The 7,602-nt window shown below is 74.6% G+C and carries 10 protein-coding genes; 8 read left to right on the top strand and 2 right to left on the bottom strand.

What is annotated here, in order from left to right; genetic code table 11:
• Nucleotides 1-43: 43 nt before the first annotated feature.
• From ACW0Q9_RS27180 to ACW0Q9_RS27155, 6 genes are all read left to right on the top strand, one after another.
• Nucleotides 44-625 (top strand): winged helix-turn-helix domain-containing protein, encoded by a 582-nt coding sequence (locus ACW0Q9_RS27180; protein ID WP_456186059.1) that lies wholly within the window; start codon nucleotides 44-46, stop codon nucleotides 623-625.
• A 300-nt stretch (nucleotides 626-925) separates the two neighbouring features.
• Complete coding sequence (locus ACW0Q9_RS27175) at nucleotides 926-1,534, top strand: winged helix-turn-helix domain-containing protein (protein ID WP_456186057.1); 609 nt, start codon at nucleotides 926-928, stop codon at nucleotides 1,532-1,534.
• Nucleotides 1,535-1,637: 103 nt separating this feature from the next.
• Nucleotides 1,638-2,267 (top strand): uridine kinase, encoded by a 630-nt coding sequence (locus ACW0Q9_RS27170; protein ID WP_456186055.1) that lies wholly within the window; start codon nucleotides 1,638-1,640, stop codon nucleotides 2,265-2,267.
• Between the two features lie 244 nt (nucleotides 2,268-2,511).
• Nucleotides 2,512-2,910: a TraR/DksA family transcriptional regulator gene (locus tag ACW0Q9_RS27165; RefSeq protein ID WP_313721525.1), complete on the top strand. Its 399-nt coding sequence runs from the start codon at nucleotides 2,512-2,514 to the stop codon at nucleotides 2,908-2,910.
• Nucleotides 2,911-2,957: 47 nt separating this feature from the next.
• On the top strand, nucleotides 2,958-3,830 hold the full coding sequence (locus tag ACW0Q9_RS27160) for a DUF72 domain-containing protein (protein WP_456186053.1): 873 nt from the start codon (nucleotides 2,958-2,960) through the stop codon (nucleotides 3,828-3,830).
• Nucleotides 3,831-4,126: 296 nt separating this feature from the next.
• A complete protein-coding gene (locus ACW0Q9_RS27155) occupies nucleotides 4,127-4,555 on the top strand; it encodes a DUF2267 domain-containing protein (RefSeq protein WP_456186051.1) in 429 nt (142 codons plus the stop codon).
• Here ACW0Q9_RS27155 and ACW0Q9_RS27150 read toward each other — a convergent pair.
• The gene (locus ACW0Q9_RS27150) at nucleotides 4,512-5,339 is read right to left on the bottom strand and encodes a DUF72 domain-containing protein (RefSeq protein ID WP_456186049.1); all 828 of its coding nucleotides are present in this window, start codon (nucleotides 5,337-5,339) and stop codon (nucleotides 4,512-4,514) included. The two genes, ACW0Q9_RS27155 and ACW0Q9_RS27150, sit on opposite strands and share 44 nt — an antisense overlap.
• Before the next feature lie 18 nt (nucleotides 5,340-5,357).
• Nucleotides 5,358-6,101 carry a PIG-L deacetylase family protein gene (locus ACW0Q9_RS27145; protein WP_456186047.1) on the bottom strand — a complete coding sequence of 248 codons (744 nt, stop codon included), beginning with the start codon at nucleotides 6,099-6,101 and terminating at the stop codon, nucleotides 5,358-5,360.
• Between the two features lie 205 nt (nucleotides 6,102-6,306).
• Between ACW0Q9_RS27145 and ACW0Q9_RS27140 the strand changes: the two genes are divergently transcribed.
• A complete protein-coding gene (locus ACW0Q9_RS27140) occupies nucleotides 6,307-6,594 on the top strand; it encodes a hypothetical protein (protein WP_456186046.1) in 288 nt (95 codons plus the stop codon).
• A 9-nt stretch (nucleotides 6,595-6,603) separates the two neighbouring features.
• On the top strand, nucleotides 6,604-7,602 hold a 999-nt coding region (locus ACW0Q9_RS27135), incomplete at its 3' end, for a cupin domain-containing protein (RefSeq protein ID WP_456186061.1).

Here is a 7,602-nt window from a genome sequence, read left to right as displayed (position 1 = left end):
CGCACCCGGTGGGGCGGGGCGATCGCCCGCACAGGAGGCTCCCATGTCCGTCGTCGCCATCTCCTCCCGTCCGGCCCGGCCGGGCCGTCCCGACCGGGCGGTGCCGCCCCGGCCGCGTACCGCCCCGACCCTGACGATCACCCTCGACCTGGGCGCCGGCGCGCTGACGCCCGGTCTCGCCCGGCTGGTCGACCTGCTGGACGAACTCGCCGCCTCCGGCGAGGGCCTGCTCCGGGCCGAGGAGCACCAGGCCGCCCGCGCGGTGCTCGACCTGCGCCGCGCCGCGGTGCCGCCAGAGCCCCCCGCCGGGGCCGAGGAGCCCGGCACGGTACGCATCCTGACCGGCACCCGCCGGGTCCGGCACGACGGTGTCGAGGTGGCCCTCACCCGGATCGAGTACGACCTGCTGCTCTTCCTCGCCGAGCATCCCCGGCGGGTGTTCACGCGGTTGCAACTCCTCGCCAACGTGTGGGGCTACGAGCACGCGGTGGCCCGCACCGTGGACGTCCACGTGCGCCGGCTGCGGGCGAAGCTGGGCGACGACACACCGCTGGTGACCACCGTGTACGGCATCGGCTACCGGCTCGCCGACGAGGCCCGGATCGTGGTGGACCGCGAGCGCTGAGGGCCCCGGCCGGTGCGCGGCGTACCCGGATCCCGGGTGCGCCGCGTTCACGTTTCGGCGCCGTTCCGCGCGGCACCGGCCATTGTGAACCGGCCGGGGACCCCCCGTAACGGGTCATCTCGCCGCTCTGCTGTAATCAACGGACCTCGTACGCAGAGCGAGCATTCGGCTCCGATGTGTTCGTCAATTGTCACATTCATGCAACGCAGCCGCCCCTTGACCCTCGCACAGGCGCCGGGAAGCATCGATGAAGCGGCGTCCCGGGCCGTGGGGAGATACCCGGACCAGCCAAGGAGGACCATGTCGGTCAGCCCCGCCTCGTCGCGCGCCGGATGGCATACGTCCCAGCCCGCTGTTCCGGGCCGTCCCCCCGGCGGCCAGCGGCGCCCCGCCAACACCTCGGCACCCATGCTCACGGTGACGCTGAACATCCCGCTGGCCTGTGAGGAGTCGCTCACCCCGGCCGCCCGCCGGCTGTTGGACGCCGCTCGTGAGCTGCTCGAACGCGGCGACGCGGTGATCAGCACCGGCACCGCCCCGGCCGAGCGCCGCCCCGACCCGGTGCCGGCCGGCCGCACCCCGGGGCGGCCGCTCGCACCGACCATCCCGACCCTGCACATCCTGGCCGCGTCCCGGTCGGTGCTGCGCGACGGCGAGCCGCTGCCGCTGACCCGGCTGGAGTTCGACCTGCTGCTGCACCTCGTCGCCCACCCGCGGCGGGTGTTCACCCGATTGCAACTTCTCAATGCCGTCTGGGGCTACGAGCACGCCGGCGTCCGCACCGTCGACGTGCACGTGCGCCGGCTGCGCGGCAAGGTCGGGGTGGACGTCCCACTGGTCACCACCGTCTACGGCGTCGGCTACCGGCTCGCCGACGACGCCCGGGTCACCATCGACCGCACCGGCTGACGCCCCCGGGCCCGCCACCACGTGCCGATCCCCTCCGGACGGAGCCCCGACCGCCCGGCGGATCGCGTGGTGAGGCGTCCCGCCCGCCGGGCAGGATGGTCGGATGCGCGTCCGCCCCATCACGCCCGAGCTTCTCGTCGCCGAGCTGACCGACCGGCTCGCCGGCACCACCGTGCCCGGCCGGCTGCGGGTCGCCGTGGACGGGCCGCCCGCCGCCGAGCCGGACGCCCTGGCCGCCGCCCTGGTCGAACCGCTGCGTGCCGCCGGCCGCCCGGTGCTGCACGTCCGGGCCGCCGACTTCCTCCGGCCCGCGTCGACCCGCCTGGAGCACGGCCGGACCAACCCGGACGCCTACTACGAGGGCTGGGTCGACGAGGCCGGCCTGCGCCGCGAGGTGCTCGACCCGGCCGGCCCGGACGGCTCGGGGCGGCTGCTCCCGTCGCTCTGGGACGCCACCGCCGACCGGGCCAGCCGCGCCCCGTACGTCGACCTGCCACCCGGCGGGGTGGTCCTGGTCAGCGGCGCGCTGCTGCTCGGCGGCGGCCTGCCGTTCGACGTCGCCGTCCACCTGGTGCTCTCCCCGGCGGCCCTGGACCGGCGGACCGACCCGGAGCTGCGCTGGACCCTGCCCGCCTTCGCCCGGTACGCCGACGAGGTCGACCCGGCCTCCTTCGCCGACGTGGTGGTCCGCGCCGACGACCCCCGGCACCCGGCCCTGGTCGAGGCCGGCTGACCGGCACCGGGAGCCCGGATCCGGACGACCGGCACCGGACCGGCCGGGACGGGGACGGTCCGGGCGGCGCACCAGCGCACGAACGGCGACGAAGAACGCGGAAATCCCGGTTTGATCCGCGGAGCGGGCGGGTAATCGCCCGGCTCACAGAGCACGGGTGATCTCGCCCGCGCATCCATCGGACCACGTTCCGGGGCGCTCGCCGCCCCGGACCGGTATGAGGCCCCAGGAAAGGCAGGCAGCGATGCTCGTCCACGACACGACAGCCACGGGCCGCTCCCAGGCGGAGGTCGACCAGATCCGGCAGTCCCTGACGTCGCGGTACGACGAGCTGACCGCGGAGTACGAGCAGGCCGTGCTGCAGAGCCAGGTGCTCCGGCTGGTCGAGGTCGGCGACACCGCCGGCGACGACCAGGCCGACAGCGGCACGAAGACCGCCGAGCGGGACACCGCCCAGTCCCTGCTGCGCACCATCCTGGACCGGCGCGCCCAGTTCGAGCACGCGCTCACCCGGCTCGACGAGGGCACCTACGGCTTCTGCGAGGGCTGCTCGGCGCCGATCCCGGTGGAGCGGCTGGAGATCTTCCCGTCCGCCACCTCCTGCGTGTCCTGCAAGCAGACCCGGGAGCGGCGGGCGGCCTGAGCGCGGCCCGGGTTGCCGGTCGGTCCCGGTAGCGGTGGACTCACCAGATGGGTGACATCAAGGTGGGCACCGCCTCCTGGACCGACCGGACCCTGCTCGACTCCGGCTGGTACCCGGCCAGCGCCGACAACCCCGAGAAGCGGCTGTCCTACTACGCCCGGCAGTTCCCGCTGGTCGAGGTGGACGCCACCTACTACTCGCCGCCGGCCGAGCGGACCGCGCGGCTCTGGGTGGAGCGCACCCCACCCGGTTTCACCTTCAACGTCAAGGCGTTCAGCCTGCTGACCGGACACCCGACCCGGGTGTCCGCGCTCTACAAGGACCTGCGCCCGGAGACGGAGAAGAAGAACGTCTACCCGGACGACCTGCCGCCGCAGGCGTACGAGGAGGTCTGGACCCGGTTCCTGTCCGCCCTCGACCCGCTGGTCGAGGCCGGCAAGCTGGGCGCCGTCCTGTTCCAGTTCCCGCCCTGGTTCACCATCAAGCGGGACAACAAGCAGTACCTGCTGGAGGTGGCGCGGCGGTGCGACCCGCTGCGCCCGGTCTTCGAGTTCCGGCACGCCTCCTGGTTCGACGGCGACAACGCCGAGGAGACCCTGGGCTTCCTGCGCCAGCACGAGTTGCCGTTCGTCTGCGTGGACATGCCGCAGGGGCACCGCTCGTCCGTACCCCCGGTGCTGGCGGCCACCGCGGACCTCGCGGTGGTCCGCTTCCACGGGCACAGCGACAAGTGGACCAGCAAGGACATCCACGAGAAGTTCGGCTACGACTACTCCAAGCGCGAGCTGCGCGACTGGGCCCCCAAGCTGCGCGAACTGGCCGGTGAGGCCGAGCGCACCCACGTGCTGATGAACAACTGCTACCGCGACTACGCCCAGCGCAACGCCACCACCCTGGCGGGCCTGCTCGACGCCGGCTGACGGTTCACCCGGCCAGGGTGAGGCCGCCTCACCCGATGCCTGCGCAGCATGGACGGTGTGCGCGGTCCGTCGACCGACACGACCGCGCGGCCGAGGAGGAGGTGGGGTCATGACGGTGCGGGTCGTAGCGGATCGACGCCGCGGCGGGGTGCTGCACGTGGTCGGGAGATCCGACCTGCCCCGGCGGGGCGAGCGGCCCGGTCGGTTCAGCCCGACCCGGCTCTGGCGGGGGCCCAGTGGGCCGCCGGGACGCACCGATGACCGACGCTGGGAAACCGACGCACGGGGGTGGGCAGATGGCTGAGCAGATGATTTCCGCGTTCGAGTCCTCGCTGGACAAGACGAACGTGATGCTCAAGGAGATCGAGTCGGCGTACGGCTGGCCGAAGGAGTGCCGCAACCAGTCCTACGCGGCGATACGCACGGTGCTGCACCTGCTGCGGGACCGGATGCCGGTGGCGCAGAGCGTCGAGTTCGCCCAGCAGTTGCCGGTGCTGCTGCGGGGCGTCTACTTCGACGGCTGGCAGCCGGAGAACGTGCCGATCAAGCTGAACCGCGAGGACTTCCTGTACGAGGTCCGGCAGGGCTTCCCGTACGACGTGGAGGGCGGTACGCAGCGGGTGGTGCAGGTGGTGCTGGACACCCTGCGGCGGCACGTCACCCAGGGCGAATGGGATGACGTCAAGTCGGCGATGCCGAAGGACCTGGGTCAGATGATGCCGTGACCGCGCCGTTCCCGGCCCGCTCCGCCACCGTGGCGGGGCGGGCCGGCGGCGTCCGGGTGACCGGCAGCCCGGCCCGCCGGGCCAGCCCGGCGAAGGCCACCGCGTCGACGATCGCCGCGCCGCCCGGGTCGTTGTTGAAGTAGACGTACGCCGGCTCGCCGGCCGGGAAGGCGGCGGCCAGCCGGCGCACCCAGGTGGCCAGCGCGGCCCGACCGTAGCGGGGCCACGGCCGGGCCCGACCCTCGTGCAGCCGCAGGTAGCCGAAGTCGGTGGTGCGCCACAGCGGGGTGATCGGCCGGCTGAGCCGGTCCGCCCAGACCAGCGCCGCCCGGCAGCGCTCCAGGACGCGCCGGGTGTCGTCGGTCCACCAGGACGGGTGCCGGGGCTCCACGGCCACCCGCACCTCGGCGGGGAACAGCCGCAGCGTCGCGTCCAGGGCCGCCGGGTCGGCCCGCATGGTGGGCGGAAGCTGCACCAGCACCGGGCCCAGCCGGTCGCCCAGCCCGGCGGCCCGGTCCAGGAAGCGGGCCACCGGCTCGGCCGGCTCCCGCAGCCGCTTGATGTGGGTGAGGTAGCGGCTCATCTTCACCGCCACGCAGAAGTCGTCCGGCGTGCGGTCCCGCCAGGCCACGAAGGTGTCCCGTTCGGGCAGCCGGTAGAAGGCGTTGTTCACCTCGACCGTCGCGAAGCGCGCGGCGAAGTGCTCCAGCCAGAGCCGCTGCGGCAGCTTCGCCGGGTAGAAGCGCTCCCGCCAGTCCCGGTACTGCCAGCCCGACGTGCCCACGAGGATCACCGCGGCCGCCTAGGCGAGGTCGATCCGGAACACCTCGAAGGCGGCCCCGTACCGGACGCCCAGCCGGGTGCCGGCCGGCCGGGCCAGCCCCTCGAGGAACTCCTCGGCGTCGAAACCGCCGTCGCCGAGCCCGCTCAGGTATGCCCCGTGCGCCCGTAGCGACGCCACCCCGCGGTCGAAGCTGCCCGTCACGTCCACCCCGTGCCGGGCCTGCGGGGAGGCGGCCGCCCACACCTCGCGGACCCGGGACCACGGCCCCACCCCGTCGGTGAGCTGCTCGGGGAAGATCCACCGGTTGCCGGCGTCGCGGACCGCGTCCAGGGTGGCCCGGCCGCACGCGATGTGGTCGGCCTGGTTCAGCGCGTACGCCCCGTCCCAGGTGTCCCGGAAGTTGTTGGTGAGCACGATGTCCGGGCGGTGCCGGCGCACCACCGCGGCGATCTCGCGGCGCAGCGCCACCCCGTACTCCAGCAGCCCGTCGGGAAGGCCGAGGAACTCCACGGTGTCCACCCCGACCACGGCGGCGGAGGCCCGCTGCTCCTCCTCCCGCAGCACCCGGCTGCGCTCCGGCGGCATCCCGTCGATGCCCGCCTCGCCGCTGGTGAGCAGGCAGTAGACGACTTCCTTGCCCTGCCCGGTCCAGCGGGCCACCGCGGCGGCCGCACCGAACTCCAGGTCGTCCGGGTGGGCCACCACGGCGAGCGCCCGCTGCCAGTCCTCGGCCAGCGGCGTCAACGGCTCCGGCTGCCCCACGGCCACCCCCTTCCCGCGAGATCCCTTCCCGCCATCCTGGCACCGGACGCGTCCGCCCGCCGCCCGGCGACCTGTGCCGGGGCCCGGCGAACCGTCCGTGCGGCCGCTCCCCGGCGTCTACGGTGTGGTTAGAGAAGATCGGGCGTGGGGTACCACCCGCTGCACACGGACCCCGACGACGGGGCGGCACACCGAGGGAGCACCCATGGCACTCAACGACGACGACATGCAGACCACCGGCGGCGGCGGTGCCGAGGGCCCGGCCGACGGTGGCGCGACCGCGGGTCAGCAGGACGGCGGTGCCGACGGCGGTGCGGACCGTGGCGCGGAGCGCGGTGCGGACCAGGGTGCCGACGCCGGCGCGGAGGGTCCGGCCGACGGTGGCGCGACCCCGGGCCAGCACGACGGCGGCGCGGACGGCAGCGCCGAGGGTCCGGCCGACGGCGGAGCGACCCCCGGCCAGCGCGACGGCGGCGCCGACGGCAGCGCCTGACGGATGGACATGACGCACCTCGACCCGCCGGGCGGCCACGGCCGCCCGGCGGTTCCGTCTTCCGCCACCGAGGCCCTCGCGCGCTGCGTGGCGGTCGAGCCGGCCAAGTTCGCCGCCGACCACTGGGGGCGCAGCCCGCTGCTGTCCCGGGCGGCCGACCTGCCCAACCCGGCGGGCTTCACCGACCTGCTCAGCCCCGCCGACGCCGACGAGCTGCTCAGCCGGCGCGGCCTGCGTACCCCGTTCCTGCGGGTCGCCAAGGACGGCCAGCTGGTGCCGGCGGCGCGCTGGACCGGCGGCGGTGGCGCGGGCGCCGAGATCGACGACCAGGTCCTCGACGAGAAGATCCTGGCCCTGTACGCCGACGGCGCCACCCTTGTCCTCCAGGGCCTGCACCGCACCTGGCCGGCGCTTGTCGACTTCGCCCGCGACCTGGGCACCGCGCTGACCCAGCCGTTGCAGGTGAACGCCTATCTGACGCCGGCCGGCAGCCAGGGCTTCGCCACCCACTACGACACCCACGACGTGTTCGTGCTCCAGGTCGACGGGCGCAAGCACTGGCGGATCCACCCGCCGGTGCTGCCCGACCCGCTGGAGAAGCAGCCGTGGGGCGGCCGGGCCGACGAGGTCGCCGCCACCGCCGAGGGCCGGCCCGCGCTGGACGTGGTGCTCGAACCCGGCGACGCGCTCTACCTGCCGCGCGGCTGGCTGCACAGCGCCCAGGCGCAGGAGTCCAGCTCGCTGCACCTGACCGTCGGCATCCGGGCGCTGACCCGGTACGCCCTGGTCGAGGAACTGCTGGCGCTCGCCGCCGAGGACGCGCGGCTGCGCGCCGGGCTGCCGTTCGGCGTCGACGTGGCCGACCCGGACGCCATCGAGCCCGAGCTGACCGAGACGGTGGAGGCGCTGCGCGACTGGCTGCTGCGGGCCGACCCGGCCGCCGTGGCCGCGCGGCTACGCGCCCGGGCCTGGCCGGCCGCCCGCCCGGCGCCGCTCCGGCCCCTCGCC

This window comes from Micromonospora sp. I033 (assembly GCF_053890995.1).
This window is presented reverse-complemented; position numbering and strand designations above follow the sequence as displayed.